This is a genomic window from Microvirga sp. 17 mud 1-3 (genome assembly GCF_003151255.1).
GTDB lineage: Bacteria > Pseudomonadota > Alphaproteobacteria > Rhizobiales > Beijerinckiaceae > Microvirga.
Map to the genome: position 1 here is coordinate 1,367,683 of NZ_CP029481.1, position 22,966 is coordinate 1,390,648.

The 22,966-nt window shown below is 66.8% G+C and carries 20 protein-coding genes; 19 read left to right on the forward strand and 1 reads right to left on the reverse strand.

The genetic code is table 11. The features are described from left to right. The first annotated feature begins 79 nt into the window (after positions 1 to 79). The 17 genes from msrP (at position 80) to C4E04_RS06450 (ending at position 20,301) form a co-directional block, all read left to right on the forward strand. Positions 80 to 1,024, forward strand: coding sequence for a protein-methionine-sulfoxide reductase catalytic subunit MsrP (gene msrP / locus C4E04_RS06370; RefSeq protein ID WP_109596000.1), 945 nt, complete (start codon positions 80 to 82; stop codon positions 1,022 to 1,024). Further along, the gene (msrQ, locus tag C4E04_RS06375) at positions 1,024 to 1,680 is read left to right on the forward strand and encodes a protein-methionine-sulfoxide reductase heme-binding subunit MsrQ (protein ID WP_109596001.1); all 657 of its coding nucleotides are present in this window, start codon (positions 1,024 to 1,026) and stop codon (positions 1,678 to 1,680) included. Before msrP ends, msrQ begins: the two co-directional genes overlap by 1 nt. Positions 1,681 to 1,729: 49 nt before the next feature. After that, positions 1,730 to 2,533: a molybdate ABC transporter substrate-binding protein gene (gene modA / locus C4E04_RS06380; protein ID WP_109596002.1), complete on the forward strand. Its 804-nt coding sequence runs from the start codon at positions 1,730 to 1,732 to the stop codon at positions 2,531 to 2,533. Next, positions 2,530 to 3,228: a molybdate ABC transporter permease subunit gene (modB, locus tag C4E04_RS06385; protein WP_109596003.1), complete on the forward strand. Its 699-nt coding sequence runs from the start codon at positions 2,530 to 2,532 to the stop codon at positions 3,226 to 3,228. Before modA ends, modB begins: the two co-directional genes overlap by 4 nt. After that, positions 3,225 to 4,328, forward strand: a complete 1,104-nt coding sequence (gene modC, locus C4E04_RS06390) for a molybdenum ABC transporter ATP-binding protein (protein WP_109596004.1) — start codon at positions 3,225 to 3,227, stop codon at positions 4,326 to 4,328. Before modB ends, modC begins: the two co-directional genes overlap by 4 nt. Positions 4,329 to 4,413: 85 nt before the next feature. After that, positions 4,414 to 5,679 (forward strand): aminopeptidase, encoded by a 1,266-nt coding sequence (locus tag C4E04_RS06395; protein WP_109596005.1) that lies wholly within the window; start codon positions 4,414 to 4,416, stop codon positions 5,677 to 5,679. A gap of 168 nt (positions 5,680 to 5,847) precedes the next feature. Further along, the gene (locus C4E04_RS06400) at positions 5,848 to 7,731 is read left to right on the forward strand and encodes an ABC transporter ATP-binding protein (RefSeq protein ID WP_109596006.1); all 1,884 of its coding nucleotides are present in this window, start codon (positions 5,848 to 5,850) and stop codon (positions 7,729 to 7,731) included. A gap of 26 nt (positions 7,732 to 7,757) precedes the next feature. Beyond that, positions 7,758 to 9,284: an ABC transporter substrate-binding protein gene (locus C4E04_RS06405; RefSeq protein WP_109596007.1), complete on the forward strand. Its 1,527-nt coding sequence runs from the start codon at positions 7,758 to 7,760 to the stop codon at positions 9,282 to 9,284. A gap of 87 nt (positions 9,285 to 9,371) precedes the next feature. Then, positions 9,372 to 10,292, forward strand: a complete 921-nt coding sequence (locus C4E04_RS06410; RefSeq protein ID WP_109596008.1) for an ABC transporter permease — start codon at positions 9,372 to 9,374, stop codon at positions 10,290 to 10,292. A 5-nt stretch (positions 10,293 to 10,297) separates the two neighbouring features. After that, entirely contained in the window at positions 10,298 to 11,155 is an 858-nt protein-coding gene (locus tag C4E04_RS06415; RefSeq protein WP_109596009.1) for an ABC transporter permease, read from the forward strand. Beyond that, entirely contained in the window at positions 11,152 to 12,894 is a 1,743-nt protein-coding gene (locus C4E04_RS06420; RefSeq protein WP_109596010.1) for a M14 family zinc carboxypeptidase, read from the forward strand. The genes C4E04_RS06415 and C4E04_RS06420 overlap by 4 nt, the downstream gene beginning before the upstream one ends. Before the next feature lie 41 nt (positions 12,895 to 12,935). Beyond that, positions 12,936 to 13,634, forward strand: a complete 699-nt coding sequence (locus C4E04_RS06425) for an SDR family oxidoreductase (RefSeq protein ID WP_109596011.1) — start codon at positions 12,936 to 12,938, stop codon at positions 13,632 to 13,634. 209 nt (positions 13,635 to 13,843) lie between these two features. Continuing rightward, positions 13,844 to 15,184: an erythromycin esterase family protein gene (locus tag C4E04_RS06430; RefSeq protein WP_174219254.1), complete on the forward strand. Its 1,341-nt coding sequence runs from the start codon at positions 13,844 to 13,846 to the stop codon at positions 15,182 to 15,184. A 540-nt stretch (positions 15,185 to 15,724) separates the two neighbouring features. Further along, entirely contained in the window at positions 15,725 to 16,015 is a 291-nt protein-coding gene (locus tag C4E04_RS06435) for a hypothetical protein (RefSeq protein ID WP_162559299.1), read from the forward strand. Positions 16,016 to 16,402: 387 nt separating this feature from the next. Further along, positions 16,403 to 18,055, forward strand: coding sequence for an energy-dependent translational throttle protein EttA (ettA, locus tag C4E04_RS06440; protein WP_109596013.1), 1,653 nt, complete (start codon positions 16,403 to 16,405; stop codon positions 18,053 to 18,055). Positions 18,056 to 18,060: 5 nt separating this feature from the next. Beyond that, positions 18,061 to 18,747 carry an SDR family oxidoreductase gene (locus tag C4E04_RS06445; protein WP_109596014.1) on the forward strand — a complete coding sequence of 229 codons (687 nt, stop codon included), beginning with the start codon at positions 18,061 to 18,063 and terminating at the stop codon, positions 18,745 to 18,747. Between the two features lie 75 nt (positions 18,748 to 18,822). Next, positions 18,823 to 20,301: an AMP nucleosidase gene (locus C4E04_RS06450; protein WP_109596015.1), complete on the forward strand. Its 1,479-nt coding sequence runs from the start codon at positions 18,823 to 18,825 to the stop codon at positions 20,299 to 20,301. Between the two features lie 6 nt (positions 20,302 to 20,307). Here the strand turns inward: C4E04_RS06450 and C4E04_RS06455 are convergent, their stop codons facing one another. Further along, positions 20,308 to 20,844, reverse strand: a complete 537-nt coding sequence (locus tag C4E04_RS06455; RefSeq protein WP_109596016.1) for an AAA family ATPase — start codon at positions 20,842 to 20,844, stop codon at positions 20,308 to 20,310. Between the two features lie 191 nt (positions 20,845 to 21,035). On the opposite strand from C4E04_RS06455, the gene C4E04_RS06460 reads away from it, so the two are divergent. After that, positions 21,036 to 22,049 (forward strand): metalloregulator ArsR/SmtB family transcription factor, encoded by a 1,014-nt coding sequence (locus C4E04_RS06460; RefSeq protein WP_109596017.1) that lies wholly within the window; start codon positions 21,036 to 21,038, stop codon positions 22,047 to 22,049. A 2-nt stretch (positions 22,050 to 22,051) separates the two neighbouring features. Beyond that, positions 22,052 to 22,954, forward strand: a complete 903-nt coding sequence (gene metF, locus C4E04_RS06465; protein WP_371682054.1) for a methylenetetrahydrofolate reductase [NAD(P)H] — start codon at positions 22,052 to 22,054, stop codon at positions 22,952 to 22,954. Positions 22,955 to 22,966: the final 12 nt, after the last annotated feature.

The following is a 22,966-nucleotide window of genomic DNA, read 5'->3' on the forward strand; positions in this document are numbered from 1 at the left end:
TATAACGCAAACGTGAGATCACGGCGCGGCTGCTCGGGTGTAACCCAGGAGGCATGGGTTCAAACGAGGTGCCATCGTCGTGCAGATCCGCCGTCCTTCAGACATCCCGCCGTCCGAGATCACCCCTCGGAGCGATTATCTCAACCGTCGCCAGCTCTTCGCCGGTGCAGCCGGTCTTGCCCTGGCGTCCGGCCTGTCCGGCCAGGTTCAGGCCGCGTCGCTCGCGACCCAGAAGAGCCCATTCTCGACGGACGAGAAGCTCACCAGCCTTCAGGACGTGACGAGCTATAACAATTTCTACGAGTTCGGCGTGGACAAGGGTGCGCCGGTCGCCCATGCCCACACCCTCAAGACCTCGCCCTGGACCGTGAAGGTGGACGGGCTCGTGGCCAAGCCGGCGGAGTTTTCCGTCGACGACCTCATCAAGGGCTCGGCCCTGGAGGAGCGCATCTACCGGATGCGCTGCGTCGAAGGGTGGTCGATGGTCATCCCCTGGGACGGGTTCCCGCTCGCCGATGTGCTCAAGCGCGTCGAGCCCCTCGGCAACGCGAAATACGTGGCCTTCGAGACTGCCTACCGGCCCGAGGAGATGCCGGGGCTGCAATCCATGTTTCCGGTCCTCGACTGGCCCTATGTGGAGGGCCTGCGGCTTGACGAGGCGATGCATCCCCTCACCATCCTGGCCGTCGGCCTCTATGGGGAGCGGTTGCCGAACCAGAACGGCGCTCCCATCCGCCTCGTGGTGCCGTGGAAATACGGCTTCAAGGGCATCAAGTCGATCACGCGGATCCGCCTCGTCGAGAAGCAGCCGGAGACCTCCTGGAACAAGCAGGCGCCGGACGAATACGGCTTCTATGCCAACGTGAATCCGAGTGTGGACCATCCGCGCTGGAGCCAGAAGACCGAGCGGCGGATCGGGGAGGGCGGGCTGTTCGTGAAGCGGCGTCAGACGCTGCCCTTCAACGGCTATGCCGACCAGGTGGCGCAGCTTTATTCCGGCATGGACCTTCGGAAGTTCTACTGATGGATGCCCGCAGCCCGAAACCGGCCGCGCGGGCGGGCGCCTCCGCCCTCCGCGTGCCGAAGCTCCTCCTCTACGTAGTCGGCTTCGTGCCGGCCGTGTGGCTGTTCTATCAGGGGATCAACGACAATCTCGGCGCCGATCCCATGCGCTACCTGGAGCAGTCTCTGGGCCTGTGGGCGCTGCGCTTCCTCGTGGCGACGCTGGCGATCACGCCCCTGCGCCAGATCCTCGGCATCAACCTCCTGCGCTACCGGCGCGCCCTCGGGTTGTTGTGCTTCTATTATGCGGCCCTGCACTGGACGACCTATCTGGTCCTCGATCAGGGGCTCGATTTCGAGGCGATCTGGGCCGATCTCGTGAAGCGGCCCTACATCACCATCGGCATGGCGACCTTCCTTATCCTGGTTCCCCTGGCCGTCACGTCGAACAACGCCTCCATTCGGCGTCTCGGCGGGCAGGCCTGGGCGCGTCTGCACCGGCTCGTCTATGTCGCGGCCATCGGGGCGGTGCTGCACTTCCTGCTCGTCGTGAAATCCTGGCCGCCGGAGCCGCTGGTCTATACGGCCATCGTTCTCGCGCTGCTCGGCTACAGGTTGGGGCGCTCCGTCCTGCGGAAGCTTGCCCCCAAGCCGGAGCCCCGTCGCCGCGCGGCTTGAAGAGCGCCGCCGCTCGGATAGGATGCGGCCGAAACGAGAGGGCCGTTCCATGGCGACGCACCGGATGTCGAAGCTGTTCCGAACCGCCTTTGCGGGTCTCGTCGCGGTCATGGTCCTGTCGGCTCCCGCAGGTGCGCAGGATCAGGACGTGGTGGTCTTTGCGGCCGCGAGCCTCAAGAACGCCCTCGACGAAGCCAACGCCGCCTGGCAGCGGGACACCGGCCGGACGGCCGCGATTTCTTACGCGGGCAGCAACGTCCTCGCCAAGCAGATCGAGGCGGGCGCGCCCGCGGACATCTTCGTCTCGGCCGATCTCGATTGGATGGACGAGGTCGCGTCCAAAGGGCTCATCGATCCTGCGAGCCGCATGAACCTTCTCGGCAACGCCCTCGTGCTGATCGCCCCGAGGGACGAGGGCGCCGACATCGCGCTCGAGCCGGGCGTCGATCTCGCGGCGGCGCTCAAGGGCGGGCGTCTCGCCATAGCCAACGTGACGGCGGTGCCGGCCGGCAAATACGGCAAGGCGGCACTCGAAAAGCTCGGCGCGTGGGAGAGCGTCAAGGATCGCGTCGCCCAGGCCGAGAACGTGCGCGCCGCTTTGCTCTTCGTGTCCCGCGGCGAGGCGCCGCTCGGGATCGTCTACCGGACGGATGCCGCCGCGGATCCCGGGGTCAGGATCGTCGGCACGTTTCCCGAAGGGACCCACCCACCCATCGTCTATCCGGTGGCGCTGACCAGGACGGCCCGGCCCGACGCAAAGCCCTTCCTCGACTTCCTGCGCTCGCCGAAAGCCAGGCCGATCTTCGAGCGGCAGGGCTTCTCGGTTCTCGACAGGCCGGTTTCCGGCTCTTGAGCGCGTGGCTGTCCCCTGAGGAGTGGTCCGCCGTCACCTTGAGCCTGAAGGTGGCGACGGCCGCGATGGCCGGCAGCCTTGTGCCCGGGATCGCCGTGGCGATGCTCCTCGCCCGCGGGCGCTTTCCGGGGCGCCAGGCGCTCGATGCCCTGGTGCACCTGCCCCTCGTCCTGCCGCCCGTGGTGGTGGGGTATCTCCTGCTCCTGGTCTTCGGCCGCCGCGCGCCGGTCGGAGCATTCCTGGCCGAGCATGTGGGCCTCGTCTTCTCGTTCCGCTGGACCGGCGCGGCCTTGGCCTGCGCTGTCATGGGCTTTCCCCTGCTGGTGCGCGCCGTGTGCCTCTCCATCGAGGCGGTGGACCGCAGGCTCGAGAAGGCCGGCGAGACGCTGGGCGCCCATCCGGCCTGGGTGTTCCTTCTCGTGACCCTGCCGCTCATTCTTCCGGGCATCCTGGCCGGGATGGTCCTGTCTTTCGCCAAGGCCATGGGCGAGTTCGGAGCCACGATCACCTTCGTGTCCAACATCCCCGGCGAGACCCAGACCCTGCCGACCGCCATCTATTCCCTCACGCAGGTGCCGGGCGGCGAGGCGGGGGCGCTGCGCCTGACGCTCATCTCCGTAGCGCTCTCCATGGCGGCCCTGTGGGCGTCCGAATGGCTGGCGCGGCGGGTGCGGCGGAGGATCGCCGCCGAATGAGCCTCGAGGTCGACATTCACCATGGGCAGGGCGCCTTCACGCTCGATGCGCGCTTCCATTCCGAAGGGAGGCTGACGGCGCTGTTCGGGCGCTCCGGGGCGGGCAAGACGACCCTCGTCAATGCCATCGGCGGTCTCGTCCGGCCGGACCGGGGGCGGATCGTCGTCCAGGGGCGGGTGCTGCTCGATACGAACAAAGGCATCGACGTGCCGGTCCACCGGCGCCGGGTCGGTTACGTGTTCCAGGAAGGGCGCCTGTTCCCGCATCTCACGGTTCGGCAGAACCTGCTCTTCGGGCGCTGGTTCACCCCCCGCCGCGAGCGGGCGGCGGATTTTGACGGCGTTGTGGAGCTTCTCGGCATCGGCCATCTCCTCGGGCGGCGGCCCGGCACCCTGTCGGGCGGCGAGAAGCAGCGGGTCGCCATCGGCCGGGCCTTGCTCGCCGATCCGCGGATCCTGCTCATGGACGAGCCGCTCGCCTCCTTGGACGACACCCGCAAGGCGGAGATCTACCCCTACATCGAGCGCCTGCGGGACGAGGGCCGGGTGCCCATCGTGCTCGTCAGCCATTCGGTGCCCGAGATCGCAAGGCTCGCGACCTCCGTGGTGGTCCTCGCGGAGGGCCGGGTCGCCGCCTGTGGGCCAGCGGCCGAGATCCTGCGCCATCCGGAGCTCTTCCCGGAGCCCGGCCCCGCCGAGGCCGGGGCCCTGGTCGAGACCTGGGTCCTGCGGCACGAGGAGGCCTTCGACCTGACGATCCTCGAATCCCGTGCCGGCTCCCTGACGGTCCCACGGCTCGACCTGCCTGTCGGCGCGCCCTTGAGGGTGCGCATCCGTGCCCGCGACATCATCCTGGCCCTGGAGCGGCCCGAGGGCCTAAGCGCCCTGAACATCCTGTCCGGCACCGTGACGGACGTCGCGGCCGGGGAGGGGCCGAGCCTCGACGTGACCCTCGATTGCGGGGGCGAGCGCCTCCTGGCGCGGATCACCCGCAAATCCGCCGAGCATCTCGGCATCGCGCCGGGACGGGCGGTTCACGCCATCGTCAAGAGCATCGCGTTCGATCCGCAGGTGGTGACCCGCATCCCCCGCGGGGAGTGAGGCCGGACGCCAATTCCTGAGGCTTGCACCCGCGGCCAGGGGGTGTAGCTTGCCCGGCAGCAATCCCTTTCCATGAGGCAGGATCATGAACGACCAATTCCGGAATCCGTCCGAGGCCACCTCCCATGCGCAGCGGCTCGACCGGTTGGCCGAGGTCGCGGTGCGCGTCGGTCTCGGCCTGAAGCCGGGGCAGGAGGTCGTCATGACGGCGCCCCTGGAGGCCGTGGCCCTGGCCCGTCGCATCACGGAGCATGCCTATGAGGCCGGCGCATCCCTGGTCACGACCCTCTTCTCCGACGAGGAGGCGACCCTCATGCGTTTCCGCCATGGGCGGGAGGATAGCTTCGATACGGCCTCCGCCTGGCTCTATGAGGGCATGGCGAGCGCCTTCAAGAACGGCGCGGCGCGCCTTGCCATCGTGGGCGAGGATCCGTCGCTCCTTGCCCAGCAGGACCCGGAAAAGGTCTCGCGGGCGAACCGGGCACGCTCCAAGGCCTATATGCCGGCCCTGAACCTCATCGCGGGCTTCGACACCAACTGGACCATCGTGTCCGCCGCGACCCCCGCCTGGGCCAAAGCCGTGTTCCCGAACGATCCGGAGGACGTGGCCGTCGCCAAGTTGTGGGATGCGATCTTCTCCGCCTCGCGCGTCGACGCGGACGACCCCATCGCGGCCTGGGCGGCCCACAACGGCAATCTCCAAACCCGCACCCGGATGCTCAACGAGAAGAGCTATGCGGCCCTTCACTTCAAGGGCCCGGGCACGGACCTGCGCGTCGGCCTCGCGGACGATCACGAGTGGAACGGCGGCTCGACGACGGCCAAGAACGGGATTGTCTGCAATGCCAACATCCCGACCGAGGAGGTCTTCACCACCCCGCACAAGGACCGGGTGGACGGCACGGTGACGAGCACCAAGCCGCTCTCCTATCAGGGCACCCTGATCCAGGACATCCAGGTGCGGTTCGAGGCGGGTCGGATCGTGGAGGCCAAGGCCCGCACCGGCGAGGCGGTCCTCAACAAGGTGCTGGAGACCGACGAAGGCGCCCGCCGCTTGGGCGAGGTCGCCCTGGTGCCGAATTCCTCGCCGATTTCCCGCAGCGGGCTTCTTTTCCTGAACACCCTCTTCGACGAAAATGCCTCCAGCCACATTGCCCTTGGGCAGGCCTACAGCAAATGCATCAGGGGCGGCGGCACCATGAGCGAGCAGGAGCTTGCTGCCCGCGGCGCGAACAAGAGCCTCATCCACATCGACTGGATGATCGGATCCGGCCAAGTGGACGTGGACGGGATCACGGCGGACGGGCAGGCTGAGCCGCTGATGCGCGGCGGCGAGTGGGTGACGGCGTAACATCGTCGGCCGGCAGGACACGTCGTCGCGCCCCTGGGTACGGGTTATTTGCCGGCTCAGCGGCGCGGCGGGCTTGACGCTAGGGCCCTGCCGCTGCGAAGTGGAGAGGTATCAAAGAGGTACAGCCGTCGCCTGGCGACGCGCAGCTTCTCGGTGAGCACAGGATTCATGTCGGATATTCCATCCCATCGTCGGCGGCAGGACGGGCCGCTTCTGTCGGTCCGCTCTCTTTCGGTCGAATTCGGATCGGGGCCGGGCGCCTTCCGGGCCGTGAAGGAAGTCAGCTTCGATGTCGAGCCGGGCAAGACCCTCGCGATCGTGGGGGAATCCGGCTCGGGCAAGTCCGTCACATCCCTCGCGATCATGCGCCTGACCGACTATACGGGCGGGCGCATCGCGGGCGGCGAGGTGCTGTTCCGCCGCTCCGGGGGTGAGACGCTCGACCTCGTCGGAGCCTCGGACGCGACGCTCCGGGCGATCCGCGGCAACGAGATCGCCATGATCTTCCAGGAGCCTATGACGTCCCTCAACCCGGTCTTCACCATCGGCAACCAGATCGCCGAGGCGCTGACCCTGCACGAGGGGCTCAATGCCCGTGACGCGCGCCTGCGGGCGAAGGAGCTTCTGCAGAAGGTCCGCCTGCCCGACGCCGACAAGCTCCTTGACCGTTATCCACACCAGCTCTCCGGCGGCATGCGCCAGCGCGTGATGATCGCCATGGCGCTCGCCTGCGGGCCCAAGCTCCTGATCGCCGACGAGCCGACGACCGCCCTCGACGTGACGATCCAGGCGCAGATCCTCAACATCATCCGCGATCTGCAGGCCGAGATGGGCACGGCCGTCATCTTCATCACCCACGACATGGGCGTGGTGGCCGAGATGGCGGACGACGTGGTCGTCATGTGGAAGGGCGAGAAGGTGGAGCAGGCGCCCGTGCGCGAGATCTTCGCAGCGCCGAAACACCCCTATACGCGCGCGCTCCTTTCGGCCGTGCCGCGCCTGGGCAGCCTGACGGGCCAGCCTCTGCCGAAGCGCACCCCCGTGATGGTGATGGATGCGGGCGAGCCGAAGGAGGTGGGCGAGACCCATGTGCAGGACACGGCCGATTATTCGAAGCCGATCCTTCAGGTCGAGAAGCTGACCACCCGTTTCGACGTGGGCAAGACCTTCTTCGGCCGCGTCACCCACCGGGTTCACGCGGTGGAGGAGGTGAGCTTCGACATCTATCCGGGCGAGACGCTGGCGCTGGTCGGCGAATCCGGCTCCGGCAAGTCGACCATCGGGCGCACGCTCCAGCAGCTTGTGGAACCGACCGGCGGCACGGTGCGGTTCGACGGGCGCGACATGAACGCCATGAGCCAGCCGGAGCGCCGGCGCCTGCGTCAGCAGATCCAGTACATCTTCCAGGACCCCTTCGCGTCCCTCGACCCGCGCCACACGGTCGGGTTCAGCATCGCGGAGCCCATCGTGGTGCACGGCCTCATCAGGGACCGCAAGGCCATCGAGCGGCGCGTGCACGAGCTTCTGGAGCAGGTCGGCCTGCAGCCGCAGCACGCCAAGCGCTATCCGCACGAATTCTCCGGCGGCCAGCGACAGCGCATCTGCATCGCCCGCGCGCTGGCAAGCGATCCCAAGCTCGTCATCGCGGACGAATCCGTCTCGGCTTTGGACGTGTCGATCCAGGCGCAGATCGTGAACCTGCTCATGGAGCTTCAGGAGCGCCGGCGGCTCTCCTATCTTTTCATCACCCACGACATGGCCGTGGTGGAGAAGATCAGCCATCGGGTCGCCGTGATGTATCTCGGGCAGATCGTCGAGATCGGCTCCCGCCAGGCCATCTTCGAGAACCCGCAGCATTCCTACACCCGCAAGCTCCTGTCGGCGGTCCCCATCGCGGATCCGGAGCGTGCGCGCGCCGGGACGCGGGTCGAGGGTGAGATCCCGAGTCCGGTCCGTCCCGTCGGGCAGGAGCCTGCAATTCATCGCATGCGGGAGGTCGAACCGGGCCACTGGGTGGCCATCGAGGCCGACCAGCTCCGCGGCGCGGCATGAAAGAACTCTTCAGAGGAGAGAGCAGAATGAAAGTTTCAACCACCCTTCGGGCGCTCGGCTTTACGGTCGCGGCCGCCCTGGCGCCGCTTGCGGCGACCCAGGCCCAGGCCGCCGGCACGCTGACGACCGCAATCGCGCTGGATCCCGGCAGCTGGGATCCCATCGACACCTTCGTGGTCGACTGGTCGTCCGCCGCCAACAACATCTTCGACGGCCTGACCGCCCGCGGCGCCGACATGAAGCTGAAGCCCGGCCTCGCGACGAGCTGGGAGTTCCTCGACAACAACAGCCGCATCCGCTTCAAGCTGCGCGAGAACGTGAAGTTCCACAACGGCGAGCCCTTCAACGCGGAAGCCGTGAAGTTCACCTTCGACCGGCTCCTCGGCGACGAGGGCAAGAAGGGGCCGCAGCAGTCGAACTACACCTCCATCGATCACGTCGAAGTGGTCGACGCCAACACCGTCGATTTCATCATGAAGCAGCCCGACCCGGTGCTGCTCACCAAGCTCGCCGGCTACGGCGCCATGATCGTCCCGCCGCAATACATCAAGGAAAAGGGTGACGATTACTTCAACAGCCACCCGGTCGGCACGGGGCCTTTCAAGTTCGTCAGCTACGAGCCCAAGGTCAGCCTGACCCTCGAGGCCTTCCCTGAGCATTGGGGCGGCGCGCCGAAGCTCGACAAGCTCGTCTTCCGCATGATCGCCGAGGCCAACACCCAGATCGCCGAGCTCCAGGCCGGGCGCATCGACGTCGCGACCCTGATCCCGTTCGGCCTTGCGCCGACCGTCGAGAAGGATCCGAAGCTCAGCCTCATCAGCATCACGGGCCCGACGGTCGTGGCGCTGCGCCTCAACACCAAGAACGGCATCACCAAGGACGTGAACGTCCGCAAGGCGCTGATCATGGGCATCGACCGCGATGCCATCATCAAGGCGGTGCTCCTCGGCCACGGCAAGCCCATCGCGAGCTTCCAGGCGGACCTGTCCTTCGGCTACGACCCGAACCTGAAGCCGCTGCCCTTCGACCTCGCCAAGGCGAAGCAGATGCTCCAGCAGGCGGGCGTGCAGCCCGGCGCGCCGGTGAAAATCGACTTCCGCGGCAACGACGCGACCTTCCGCGAAGTGGCGCAGGCGGCGGCCGGCTTCCTGCAGGCGCTCGGCCTGAAGGCCTCGCTCCAGCCCTACGAGACCCCGGTCCTGCTCAACGACATCATCCCGAACGGCAAGACGGACGAGGCCTGGCACAATGCCTGGGGCGGCTGGACCTTCGACTACGACAACACCGCCTACCTGATGTACCACTCGGGCGAGAAGTGGAATCCTTACGACAAGGATCCCAAGCTCGACGCCATGCTCGAGAAGCAGCGCAGCATCTACGACGTGAAGGAGCGCGAGAAGATCCTTCAGGAGATTGCCCGCTACGTGGCCGATCAGGCCCTGGAGATCCCGCTCTACAACCAGAACACCATCTACGGCGTGAACAAGCGGGTGAAGAACTTCGATGCGCCGGCGGACCGCCGCTTCCGCTTCACCGAGACGTCGGTGGAATAATCCGCCGGCGCTTTTTCGCATCTTGAATGACATGGCGGCCCCGCTCCGGCGGGGCCGCCTCACGACAACAAGAACAAGGATCACCCGATGGCGGGCTTCATTCTCAAGCGATTGTTGCAGGCTGTATTCGTGATCCTGGCCGTGACGCTGATCGTGGCCTTCGCGATCCGCCTGTCCGGCGACCCGGCCGTCATGCTGGCGGGCGGCAGCAACATCACCGAGAAGGACCTGCAGAACATCCGCCAGGCGCTCGGCCTGGAGCGGCCCTTTTACGTGCAGTATCTCGACTTCCTGAGAGGAGTGCTGGTCGGCGATTTCGGCCGCAGCTTCATGGGCGGCACCCCCGTGTCGCTCCTCATCTCCAAGGCCTTGCCCGCGACCCTGCTCCTGGCCTTCGCGTCGCTCCTGATTTCCATCGTGCTGTCGGTTCCGCTCGGGGTCTATGCGGCCGTGCAGCGCGGGCGCTGGCCGGATCAGCTCATCCGCATCCTGTCCCTCGTCGGCCTGTCATTCCCGAATTTCTGGCTGGCGATCATGCTGGTGCTGTTCTTCTCGATCACGCTCGGAATCCTGCCGCCGAGCGGCATGGAAGGGCCTGAAAGCTTCGTCATGCCCGCGCTCACCATGGGCATCATCCTGACGGCCACCAACGTGCGGCTGGTGCGCACCTCCATGCTGGAGACCCTGTCCCAGCAATACATCATGGTGGCGCGCTCCAAGGGGCTGAAGGATTGGGTGGTGCTCTACAAGCACGCCTTGCGCAACTCCGCGATCCCCCTCGTCACCTATATCGGGCTCCAGTTCGGCAGCCTCATCGGCGGCATCGTCATCGTGGAGCGGGTCTTCAACTGGCCCGGCATGGGAACGCTCGCCTTCGACGCGATCTCGGCCCGCGACTATCCGGTCCTCCAGGGCTCCATCACGGTGCTGGCCCTCTTCATCGTGCTCATCAACCTCCTGGTCGATATCGCCTACGGGCTCATCGACCCGCGCATCCGGACGGAGTGACGCCCATGGCCCTTGCCCAGGCAGCCGCCGCATCGCGCCGGCACTTCAGATCCTTCGAGCTCGTCCTCGGCGTCCTCCTGACGGGCGGCATGACGCTCGCGGTCCTGTTCTCCGGCTTTCTCTTTCCTGACGGCGGCGAGAGCATGGACCTGATGGCCCGCCTCCTGCCGCCGTTCCAGAACCCGGCCCATATTCTCGGCACCGATCCGCTCGGGCGCGACGTGCTGGCCCGCGTGATCGTCGGCGGGCGCATCTCGCTCACGGTCGGCGTCCTGTCGGTCCTCGGCGCCGTGGTGCTCGGGACCCTGATGGGTCTCATCGCGGGCTATTACCGCGGCATCGCCGAAGTCATCCTGATGCGCTTCGCGGACGTGCAGCTCGCGCTGCCCTTCATCCTCATCGCCATCATGTTCCTGGCCATTCTCGGCACGGGCATCGACAAGGTGATCTTCTTCATGATCATCGCCCAATGGGTGCAATATGCCCGCCTTGTGCGCGGCTCCGTGCTCGCTTTGCGCGACCGGGAGTTCATCCTCTCGGCCCGGGCCATCGGCGTCGGCAACGGGCGGATCATCTTCCAGCACATCCTTCCCAACGTGCTGGGGCCCATCGTCATCCTGATGACGCTGAACGTCGCCAACAACATCCTCCTCGAAAGCAGCCTGACCTTCCTGGGCCTCGGAGTCGATCCCCTCATTCCGAGCTGGGGCGGCATGCTCGCGGACGGGCGCACCTATCTCCAGTCGGCCTGGTGGGTCAGCGTCTTCCCGGGCCTCGCCATCATGTTCACGGTGCTCGGCCTCAATCTGCTCGGCGACTGGCTGCGCGATTTCCTCGATCCTACAGGGCAGACCTCCAAATGACCGTTCTTCTCGACGAAAGGGTGCCGCGGACCCTCGATGCCCTCGTGGCGGAGTGGTCGGCCGAAGACAGGCGCGGGGCACGTCTCGAAGCCTGGCTATTCGAGGACGAGCCCGCGCGGCGCAAAGCGGAGGCCGCCCTTGCCGAGGCCGGCGTCACGGCGCGCCTGCGCAGCGCCTACAAGCCCCTCGTCCACGCCTTCCTGGAGGAGATCGACACAAAGGACCTCGCCCGCGTCGAGATCGTCTATCCGGTCCACCCCACGGCTAACCCCATCCGATTCCTCTCCGAGGCCTATCCGCTGGCGGGGCTTCTGGAGGGCGTCGAGACAGTCTTCACGCCCGGCGACGAGAAGCCCGTCTACCGGGTGACGGCGCAGTACCGCGACGGCCGGACGGCCGAGCACGAGGTCTTCGCGCCGAACCGCATCCGCCGCAACCATCTCGGCCTGGCCGATCTCTGCCCGACCGGGTGGATGCGCGCCTCCGCGCCATCGGGCCTTGCCCGCGACGAAGCCCTCACGACCGAGATCGAGACGGTGTTCGACAGGGTGATGGCGACCGTCGCGGCCCATCCCTGGCCGGCCGAGGAGCCCTATGCGGAGACCCTCGCCATCGACGTGAGCATCGCGGGGATCGAGCGCCCGCTGGATTACGGCGACGAGGTGATGAGCACCCGCGAGGCGCTGCACGAGGATTTCTATTTCTCCCTGCTCGAATTCTTCAAGCACCGCTCGGGCCGCCCGCCGGAGGATCGCGGGCTCCAGCCGGGCCAGATCGTGCCGGATATCCGGGCCGGGGAGGGGGATGCGCATGTGCGCGTCGCGCTTCTGGCATTCGGCCGCCCGCAGGATCCCGTCCGGCCTGAGCAGGTGCTCGAGACCGCCGATGCGGCGCCGGGCCTCGCGCAAATCTATCGGGATCTCGCGGAACTGCCCGGCCAGACCTTCGAGGGCATCTCGCGGGAGGGGCGTCCCGTGCGCGGGATCTACCGCCCGGGCCGTCGCCCGGCAATTCTGGTCTCGGCGGGCCAGCATGCCAACGAGACCTCGGCGCCCGTCGGTGCCCTGCGCGCCGCGCGCCGGCTCCTCGCCGATCCGGACGTCAACCTGGCGCTGATCGCCGTGGAGAACCCGGACGGCTATGCGTTGCACGGCCGGCTCTGCGAGGCCAATCCGCGCCACATGCATCACGCGGCCCGCTACACCTCGCTCGGCAGCGACGTGGAGTTCGACCGGGGCAACCCGACCTACGAGATCGGTGCGCGAAATCAGGCGCTGGAGCTCTCGGGCGCCGAGCTTCACGTGAATCTCCACGGCTATCCGGCCCATGAATGGACGCGGCCCTTCACGGGCTATCTCCCGCGCGGCTTCGAATTGTGGGCGATCCCAAAGGGCTTCTTCCTCATCATGCGCCACCATCCCGCCTGGGCCGGGCAGGCGAGGGCGCTCATCGAGGCGGTCACGAAGCGTCTCCAGGCCATTCCGGGCCTGGCCGCGTTCAACCGGCGCCAGATCGAAATCTGCGCGATCCATTCCGGCGGCACGCCCTACGAGATCGTCAACGACATTCCCTGCCTCGTCACCGCCGAGGAAAGGCACCCGTCGCCGCTCACCCTCATCACGGAATTCCCGGACGAGACCATCTACGGCGAGCCCTTCCGCTTCGCCCACACGGTCCAGATGACGACCGTGCTGGCAGCAGAGGAAGCCTTCGCGGCCATGATGGCGCAGACGGTCTGAGCGCGATAGGCTCAGGCCCGAGTCGGGAAACGGGAGCCATCATGTCGTCAGTCGCCATCGTTACCGCCGCCAGCAAGGGCATGGGTGCGGCCATTGCCAGGGAGCTGCACAGCCGGGGCTATCGCCTCGCGCTTCTGGCCCGCTCCGATGATCTGCAGGCCGTCGCGCAGGAGACGGGCGCGCTCGCCGTCCAGGGCTCCGTCACCGAGCCGGCCGACTTGGACCGCCTCGTCAAAGAAACCCTCGACCGCTACGGGCGCATCGACGCGGTCGTGAACCATACCGGCCACCCGCCGAAGGGCGATCTCCTGGCCATTCCGGATGCGGATTGGCATCTGGGCCTCGACGTGGTGCTCATGAACGTGGTGCGCATGGCCCGCCTCGTGACGCCCGTCATGGAGAAGGCCGGGAAGGGAACTTTCGTCAACGTGTCGAGCTTCGCGGCCTATGAGCCGGATGCGGATTTCCCCGTCTCGGCCGCGCTGCGCACGGCGCTCGCCGCCTTCACCAAGCTCTATGCGGAGCGCTACGCCAAGGCGGGCATCCGCATGAACAACGTGCTGCCCGGCTTCATCGACAGCCTGCCCGAGAAGCCGGAGCGCAAGGCCCGTATCCCGATGGGGCGCTACGGGACCGTTGGCGAGATGGCCAAGACCGTGGCGTTTCTCCTGTCGGACGATGCCGGCTACATCACGGGCCAGAACATCCTGGTCGATGGCGGCCTCGTCCGCGGCATCTAGAGCATCGTGCGGAAAAGTGGACCCGGTTCTCCGCTCGGACGATGCTCTCATTGAGAGAGAAAGCATCGGATGGGTCCCAAAAGTGCAAATCCACTTTTGGGTCCGATGCTTTAGGCCAGCGCGCAGCCGGAACAGGACAACCGAACCTTCCGTTAAGGAAGGGTGCCGGGGCAACGCGGCTCCGGCTTCCCTGTCCGGAAGGTGCCACCATGGCCGGTCTGTCCTGGAAGCAGCGCGAGAACGATGCCGCGCTCGAAGAGACCATCGGAATCGTCCGCCACAACGGCGAGCCCCTGCCGCCCCTGGAGGATGCGGAGGCCTTCGGCGCGGCCTTCGACCGCTTTGCCGACGCGAGGGTCGTGCTGCTAGGGGAGGCGACGCACGGCACGTCCGAATTCTACCGCGCCCGGGCGGCGATCACGCGCCGGCTCGTGGAACGGCACGGCTTCACCATCGTGGCCGCCGAGGCGGATTGGCCGGATGCCGCCCGCATCGACGCCTATGTGCGCCACCATCCCGTTCCACCCAGCGACGATGCAGCCTTCCAGCGCTTCCCCGCCTGGATGTGGCGCAACGAGGAGGTGGAGGATTTCGTCAACTGGCTGCGGGACTTCAACCGTGACCGTGCGGACGACAGGCGCGTCGAGTTCCGCGGTCTCGACGTCTACAGCCTCGACGCCTCGATCCGCGCGGTGATCGACTATCTCGACAGGGTCGATCCCGATGCCGCTCGGGAGGCGAGAGGGCGCTATGGTTGCCTCAGCCCCTGGCAGTCCGACCCGGCCCGCTACGGCCGGGCCGTTCTCACGGGCCAGAAGCGCCCCTGCGACCAGGCCCTGCTCACCCAGCTCCAGGACATGCTTGCCAAGCGCATCGCCTACATGAGGGCCGACGGCGAGGCCTTCTTCGATGCGGTCCAGAACGCCCGCATCGTCCATGCGGCGGAGCATTACTATCGGATCATGTACGAGGGAGCGACCGAGTCCTGGAACCTGCGCGACCGGCACATGTTCGACACCCTCCAGCGGCTCCTCGCCCGGCGCGACGGCGCCAGGGCGGTGGTCTGGGCGCATAATTCCCATATCGGCAACGCGGCCGCCACGGCCATGGGCTGGCAGGGCGAGTTCAACATCGGAGAGCTCTGCCGCACTGCCTACCAGGACCAGGCCGTGCTCATCGGCTTCGGTACAGACCGCGGCACGGTGGCGGCCGCAAGCGACTGGGATTCACCGATGGAGATCAAGGATGTCCGCCCGGCGCGGCCGGACAGCCACGAGCGCCTCTTCCGCGATGCCGGCCTCGGCCGTTTCCTCACGGATTGGCGCGGACCCGGCCGCCTCGACCTGCGCCGCGCCCTGTCCCGCCCCCGCCTGGAGCGGGCCATCGGCGTGATCTACCGGCCCGAGACCGAGCTCTACAGCCATTATTTCGAGGCGGTCCTGCCGGAACAGTTCGACGCCTTCGTCTGGTTCGACGAAACCCGGGCCGTGACGCCCCTGACCGAAGCGCACGGGGAGGGCATGCCGGAGACTTATCCGTTCGGGCTGTAATGAGGCCCGCGCCATTCCGGCGCGCGTAGCATCTCTCCAGGAGTGACGCGGGGGCGCCTCCGTGCCCTCTCCCCCTTGTGGGGGAGAGTTGGAGAGGGGGTGTTGGCGCAGGATTTTCAGACCGTAGCGCTCACACCCCCACCCTGACCCTCCCCACAAGGGGGAGGGGATCGCGGCGCGCTTGCCCTAACTGTTCTTCTTTCGTTCTTGACAGGCCGGTAAAGCTAAGCTATATCCTTTCACATCTGCTCCCGCCGAGGGGCGCGCTCGCGAGGCGTCGCCGAATGCGGGGAGCGGAACGGTCCTGCGGTCACACCCGACGCAAGGTGGGGCCCAGGTGGCCCCGGCAGAGCCGGAGGTCCGGGCAGTACGTGGACCTTCCGCGGCCGGTCCGCCGAAACAAACCGTGCGCGCTGACGCTTCGGCTCACCGCATTTTCCCATCATCCCAGCAGAGCCGGAGCGATCCTCTCGTCCCCTCGATCCTGCATTCTCCTCCGGGCTTCACCGCCCGGAGGACAAAGCGGCATGCCTTCTTTTCATGAATTCATTATCCGAAAGCCATTGCGCCATGACCCGAGCCGATTACGTCCTGTCCCATCTTCCCGATCCCGACGATGCCCTGCGCCGTCTGGCCGACGTGCTGCATGTGCCGGCCAAGTGCCGCCGTCGCGCGTGCCGCCGCGAACGCGGCTGTCAGGGCGGCTACGGTCCGCCGTGCTATTTCGAGCACCGGGCCATGTTCGCCGATCCGCTGGCGGACGGGCTGCAGGAAATCCGATCCTACTGGACAGAGCAGCGCGAGAGCCTGCGCGCCTTGCTGCGACGGTGACTATCGTCAGGCCCGGTCTTGGCCCGGGAAACCATGTCTTTGCAGCACTGTGGTTCTCATGACGTGGATGGCCGGATCACGTCCGGCCATGACGGAGTGGGGTTGCAGATGATGCACCGTCATTCCGGGGCGCACCTTCAGGTGCGAGCCCGGAACCCATAACCACCAGCGTCTCAGAATGAAGAGCCCTGATAGCCGCTGAGCTTTATCCTGCCGCGTTAGCGGTTATGGGTTCCGGGCCCAGCGCTCCGCGCTGTCCCGGAATGACGGGGGAGCCTCAAGTCCCCCGAACCGACCGGCGACCTTTGCCCACCTTGCTCCTTCAGGCCGCCCCTGCTAACTGACCGGGCAATTCCCCCAACACGATCCTATTCGGCAGGTTTTTACGTGTCCCGTCAGTTCATCTATCACATGCGCGGTCTGACCAAGACCTATTCGAGCGGCAAGAAGGTCTTGGACAACGTCCATCTCTCCTTCTATCCCGACGCGAAGATCGGCGTCCTCGGCGTCAACGGCGCCGGTAAGTCGACGCTCCTGCGCATCATGGCCGGCATCGACACCGATTATAACGGCGAAGGCTGGGTCGCAGAGGGCGCCCGGGTGGGCTACCTGCCCCAGGAGCCGCAGCTCGACCCGACCAAGAACGTCCGCGAGAACGTCATGGAAGGCGTCGCGGCCAAGAAGGCGATTCTCGACCGCTACAACGAGCTCGCCATGAACTATTCCGAGGAGACGGCGGACGAGATGACCCGCCTCCAGGACGAGATCGAGGCGAAGGGCCTCTGGGATCTCGATTCCCAGGTCGACCAGGCCATGGACGCCCTGCGCTGCCCGCCGGACGACTGGGCCGTGGACAAGCTCTCGGGCGGTGAGCGCCGCCGCGTCGCGCTTTGCAAGCTGCTTCTCGAGCAGCCCGAACTTCTGCTCCTAGACGAGCCGACCAACCACCTCGACGCCGAAACGACGGCTTGGCTGGAAGGCCACCTGCGCAGCTATCCGGGCGCAATCCTGATCGTCACCCACGACCGTTACTTCCTCGACAACGTTACCGGCTGGATCCTCGAGCTCGACCGCGGCCGGGGCATTCCCTACGAGGGCAACTACTCCTCCTGGCTCGAGCAGAAGCAGAAGCGCCTGGAGCAGGAGGGTCGCGAGGAGGAAGCCCACAAGCGCACCATCGAGCGCGAGCGGGAATGGGTCTCGGCCTCGCCGAAGGCCCGCCAGGCCAAGTCCAAGGCGCGTATCCAGCGCTATGAGGACCTCGTCGCCAAGGCCTCCGAGAAGGGGCCGACCACGGCCCAGATCATCATCCCGATCGCCGAGCGTCTGGGTAACAACGTCATCGAGTTCGACGGTCTGAAGAAGGCCTTCGGGGACAAGCTCCTCATCGACGGCCTGTCCTTCAAGCTGCCGCCGGGCGGCATCGTGGGCGTCATCGGCCCGAACGGCGCCGGTAAGACCACCCTATTCCGCATGATCACCGGGCAGGAGCAGCCGGACGAGGGCACGATCCAGATCGGCGAGAGCGTCAAGCTCGGCTATGTGGACCAGAGCCGCGACACCCTCGACGCCAACAAGACCCTCTACGAGGAAATCTCCGGCGGCAACGAGGTGATCTATCTCGGCAAGCGCGAGATCAACGCCCGTGCCTATTGCGGCGCGTTCAACTTCAAGGGCGCGGACCAGCAGAAGAAGGTCGGCGTGCTCTCGGGCGGCGAGCGCAACCGCGTTCACCTCGCCAAGATCCTGAAGTCCGGCGCCAACGTCCTGCTCCTCGACGAGCCGACCAACGACCTCGACGTGGACACCCTGCGGGCGCTCGAAGAGGCGCTGGAGGATTATGCGGGCTGCGCCGTGATCATCAGCCACGACCGCTGGTTCCTCGACCGCATCGCGACCCACATCCTGGCCTTCGAGGGCGACAGCCACGTGGAATGGTTCGAGGGCAACTTCGCCGATTACGAGGAGGACAAGAAGCGCCGCCTCGGAACGGATTCCACGATCCCGCACCGGATCAAGTACAAGAAGTTCGCGCGGTAAGGGCTATGGGGACCTTCCTCGTCACCGGGATCGGACGCGGCATCGGGCAGGAGCTCGCCCGCGTCCTCCTGGAGCGTGGCGACCGGGTCGTCGGCACCGTCAGGGGCGGTGGCACGGCTCCCGCCGCGTTGCGGGAGCACGAGGAGGTGGGCCGCCTTCGCGTCCTCGGCCTCGACGTGCGCGATCCCGCATCCATCGCGGATGCGGCCCGTGCCGTCGACGAGCCGATCGATGTCCTCCTGAACAATGCGGGCGTGATCGGCCCCCAACGCCAGTCTACCCTCGACATGGATTTCGACGGGTTTCTCGACACGCTTGCGGTCAACACCCTCGGGCCGCTGCGGGTGGTCCAGGCTTTCCTGCCGCATCTGCGCCGCTCCTCGAACGGCAGGATCGTGACCATCAGCAGCCGCATGGGGTCCCTGTCCCATGCCAAGTCGGACCGGATCGCCTACCGGGCGTCGAAAGCCGCCGTGAACAAGGTGATGCAGGGCCTTGCGACCGATCTCGCGCCCGAAGGGATCGCGGTGATCTGCGTCCATCCGGGCTGGGTGCGCACCGATATGGGCGGCGCGGGCGCCGATATTAACGTTGGGGAAAGCGCGGCGGGGATCGTGTCGCTGATCGACCGTCTCTCCATGGCCGAGAGCGGCCGCTTCTTCGACTGGCAGGGGGAAAGCCTGCCCTTCTGATCACCGGGAGGTTGGGTTCCGGCCCGAAACAGTGTAAGACCCTTGAGGCACGAGAACACCAGAGAAGATGTCACCGTGCCCGCCGATGAGATGAAGTCCTTCCAGTCCGTCGCCTCTCCCGAAGAAGCCGTCGATGAGCTCGTTCTGCTCTATGACGCCGCCATCGAGGCGCAGCGCCATGCGCTGGAGCATTTCTTCGCCACAAAAATTCCCCCTACGGCCGAGGAGCGCACCCGCTTCCGCTATCCGGAGCTGCGCGTCGTCTACAGGGCCACGGCGCTCCCGCCCGTGAAGCAGCGGGCCTATGCGAAGCTCCAGGCGCCGGGGGTCTATGCGACCACCGTCACCCAGCCGGCCTTCTTCCGGAACTACCTGCTGGAGCAGCTCAGGCACCTCGTGCGCGATTACGGCGTGACGCTGGAGGTCGGCGTCAGCCAGCAGGAGATCCCCTATCCGTACATCTTCGAGCGGGGCGACGAGCTCGGCCGCGGCGCCCATTCGGCCGCGGAACTCGCCCAGTTCTTCCCGACCCCGCTCCTCGCATCGGTCGGGGACGAGATCGCCGACGGGATCTGGGAATTCGTCGAGCATGCGCCCCGGCCCCTGTCCCTCTTCGATGCATCGCGGACCGACTATTCCCTGCGCCGCCTCGTCCATTACACGGGCAGCGACTGGCGCGCCGTGCAGCCCTGGATCCTGCTGACGAACTATCACCGCTACGTGGACCAGTTCGTGCGCTGGGCCGTCGCCGAGCTCGCCAACCCGGACAGCCCCTTCGAGAAGCTCATCCTGCCGGGCGGCATCGCCATCGAAAGTGGTCTGTCGGAGGATGCGGTCGCGGAGCTGATCGGCTCCTCGCCCTGGCACCGCTTCCAGATGCCGTCCTATCACCTCACCCGACGGGACGGGCACGGGGTCACGCTCGTGAATATCGGCGTCGGCCCGTCCAACGCCAAGAACATCACGGATCATCTCGCGGTCCTGCGGCCCCATTGCTGGCTGATGGTGGGCCATTGCGGCGGCCTGCGCCAGTCGCAGACCATCGGCGACTACGTGCTCGCCCACGGCTATCTGCGCCGCGACCGCATCCTCGACAATGCGGTGCCGCCGGAAATCCCGGTGCCGGCCCTCGCGGAAATCCAGGTCGCTCTCCAGGAAGCCGCCGTGCAGGTCACGGGCGAGCGGGGTGACGCCCTGAAGCGCCGCCTGCGGACCGGAACCGTGGTGACCTACGACGACCGGAACTGGGAGCTGCGCTGGAGCCAGGAGCGGCGGCAGATCAACCTGTCCCGCGCCATCGCGGTCGATATGGAAAGCGGGACCATCGCGGCGCAGGGCTATAGGCTGCGGGTTCCCTACGGGACTCTCCTCTGCGTGTCGGACAAGCCGCTCCACGGGGAAATCAAGCTGCCGGGCGCCGCGAATGCCTTCTATGAGCGCGCAGTCGGCGAGCACCTGATGATCGGGCTTGCGGCCCTCGACATCCTGCGCGACCAGCGCACCTCCCTCCATTCCCGCAAGCTGCGCAGCTTCGACGAGCCGCCGTTCCGCTGAGGTCGCTCAGGGCAGACGGAACGCCTGGCTCCGAACGGCTGCCGATATCGCACGCAGGAGATCCTGCCGGCTGTCTTCCCCGGTCGGGAGCGCATGGCGTTCGAGTTCTCCGAGCGACGAGAACTGCCAGTGGAGCTCTGTGATTGTTTCCGGATCGGTCAGCGTCTCGCCGCCCCGCTCCCGGCAGCGCCGGATGGCAATATCGAGCGGCGGGCGCAGGACCAGATAGTGGAGCGGCACGCTCAAGGCCCGAAAGGGCGGCAGGAACCAGGGCCCGATAATGCCGTCCACGATCACGAAATAGCCGCCCTCGGCATAGCCTTCGGCCGCCTTGGCGAGAACGTCGATCACGACCCCGTTCTGCCGGTGGGCCTCCGGCCGGTAGGGCGAAACCGCGCCGTTCCCGATGAAATGCCAGAAATCGTCGGCATGGAGATGGACCTTCGAGGAGCCCGGCTCAGCCGCAAGGGCACGGGCCGCCGTCGTCTTTCCGGAGCCCGGCGGCCCGGTCAGGATGAGAATTTCGCCCGCAGAATCGACCATGCCGTTCTCTACCACGCTTAAGCCAGGGTGTGGGGCCGAGGGGCTCGGGCAGCACAGGAGCCTCCTTTCGCACTTGCTGGCTGCCCTTGCAGAGGGCGCATGCCTATGGGGCAGCCGGACCCAAGGTTTAACTTGCCGGATTTCCAAAGAAGATATAAATATATCTTTATATGTGAGAGCGAGTTTCAATCGTGCCGGATACCGCATCGCCATCGCTGGATCTGACACTGGGCATCCTCCGGGCGGCCGCCGAGGAGACGCGTCTGCGGATCCTGGCCCTGCTGACCGAGGGGGAATTGTCCGTGACCGATCTCACGGACATTCTCGGTCAGTCCCAGCCCCGCATCTCCCGCCATCTCAAGCTCCTCGTCGAGGCCGGGCTAGTGGAGCGGCACAGGGAAGGGGCCTGGGCTTTCTTCCGGCTCACGGACCGGGGCGAGGCTGCCCATATCCTCCGGCCGATGCTCGACAGCCTCAACCGGTCCGACCCGCTCCTCCTCGACGACCGCACGCGGCTGGAGGCGGTCAGGGCCCAGCGCTCCCATGCGGCCCAGGCCTTCTTCTCCCGGCTCGCGCCCGATTGGGACCGGATCCGCTCGCTCCATGCGCCGGAGGCGACCGTGGAGGCGGCAGTCCTGGAAATTCTCGGCGACAAGCCGATCCGCAATCTGGTCGATCTCGGCACCGGAACGGGCCGGATGCTCCAGCTCCTGGCGCCGCGGGCCTCGCGCACAGTCGGGCTCGATGCAAGCCACGCCATGCTGTCGGTCGCCCGCGCCAACCTGGAAAAGGCCGGCCTGCGGGGCATCGAGCTGCGCCAGGGCGACATCTATGCGCCGCCTTTCCCGCGCGACACGTTCGACCTCGTGGTGATCCATCAGGTCCTGCATTATCTCGACGACCCGGCCCGCGCGATCCGCGAGGCCTCGCGGCTGGTGACGCCGGGCGGGCGGATCCTCGTGGTCGATTTCGCGCCCCACAGCCTCGAGTTCCTGCGCGAAACCCAGGCCCATCGCCGACTCGGCTTTGCGCCCGAGCAGGTGGCCGACTGGCTCGACGAGGCCGGGCTCGACTGCACCCTCAACCGGCAGATCGCCCCCGTCCGGACAGGCGACGAGCAGCTCATTGTTTCCCTATGGCTCGGGCAGGACCGCCGCATCGCGACGGACTGGCCGATTTCCGCACCCGACAGAGAGGTCGCCTGATGTTGCCGCTCGCTTCGCGCCCCAGCCGGCAGGCGTCCTGCCCGATCAAGGTCTCGTTCGAGTTCTTCCCGCCCAAGACGGCCGAGATGGAGACGACGCTGTGGTCCTCCATCGAGCGCCTCGCGCCTCTCGATCCGCAATTCGTGTCCGTCACTTATGGGGCCGGTGGCTCCACCCGCGAGCGCACCCACGCGACCGTCTCCCGCCTCGTGCGCGAAACGCGGCTGAACCCTGCCGCGCACCTCACCTGCGTGGCCGCCACGAAGGAGGAGGTCGACGGAGTCGTGCGTTCCTATTGGGATGCAGGCGTGCGCCATGTGGTGGCCCTGCGGGGAGACCCGGTCGGTGGGCTGGGCACGGCTTATGAGCCTCACCGGGAGGGCTATCAGCGCACTTGCGATCTGGTGGCCGGGATCAAGGCCATCGGCGATTTCGAGGTGTCCGTTTCCGCTTATCCCGAGAAGCACCCGGAAGCCGCCTCCCTGGACGAGGACATCGACGTGCTGAAGGGCAAGGTGGATGCGGGCGCGGACCGGGCCATCACTCAATTCTTCTTCGATAACGACGTCTATTTCCGCTATCTCGACCGGGTGCGGGCGCGGGGCATCGACATTCCGATCGTGCCCGGCATCGTGCCGGTGCAGAACTTCCGCCAGACGGCGAACTTCGCGGCCAAGACTGGCGCGAGCATCCCGGCCTGGCTGGCCGCCCGCTTCGAGGGCCTGGAGGAGGATGTGGAGACACGCCGGCTCATCGCGGCCGCGGTGGCGGCCGAGCAGGTGATCGACCTCGTCGATCGCGGCGTCCATGAATTCCATTTCTACACCATGAACCGGGCCGATCTCGTCTACGCGATCTGCCGCCTTCTCGGGCTGCGCAGCGAGGCCGAACGGGTGGCCGCCTGAACTCCCAACGGT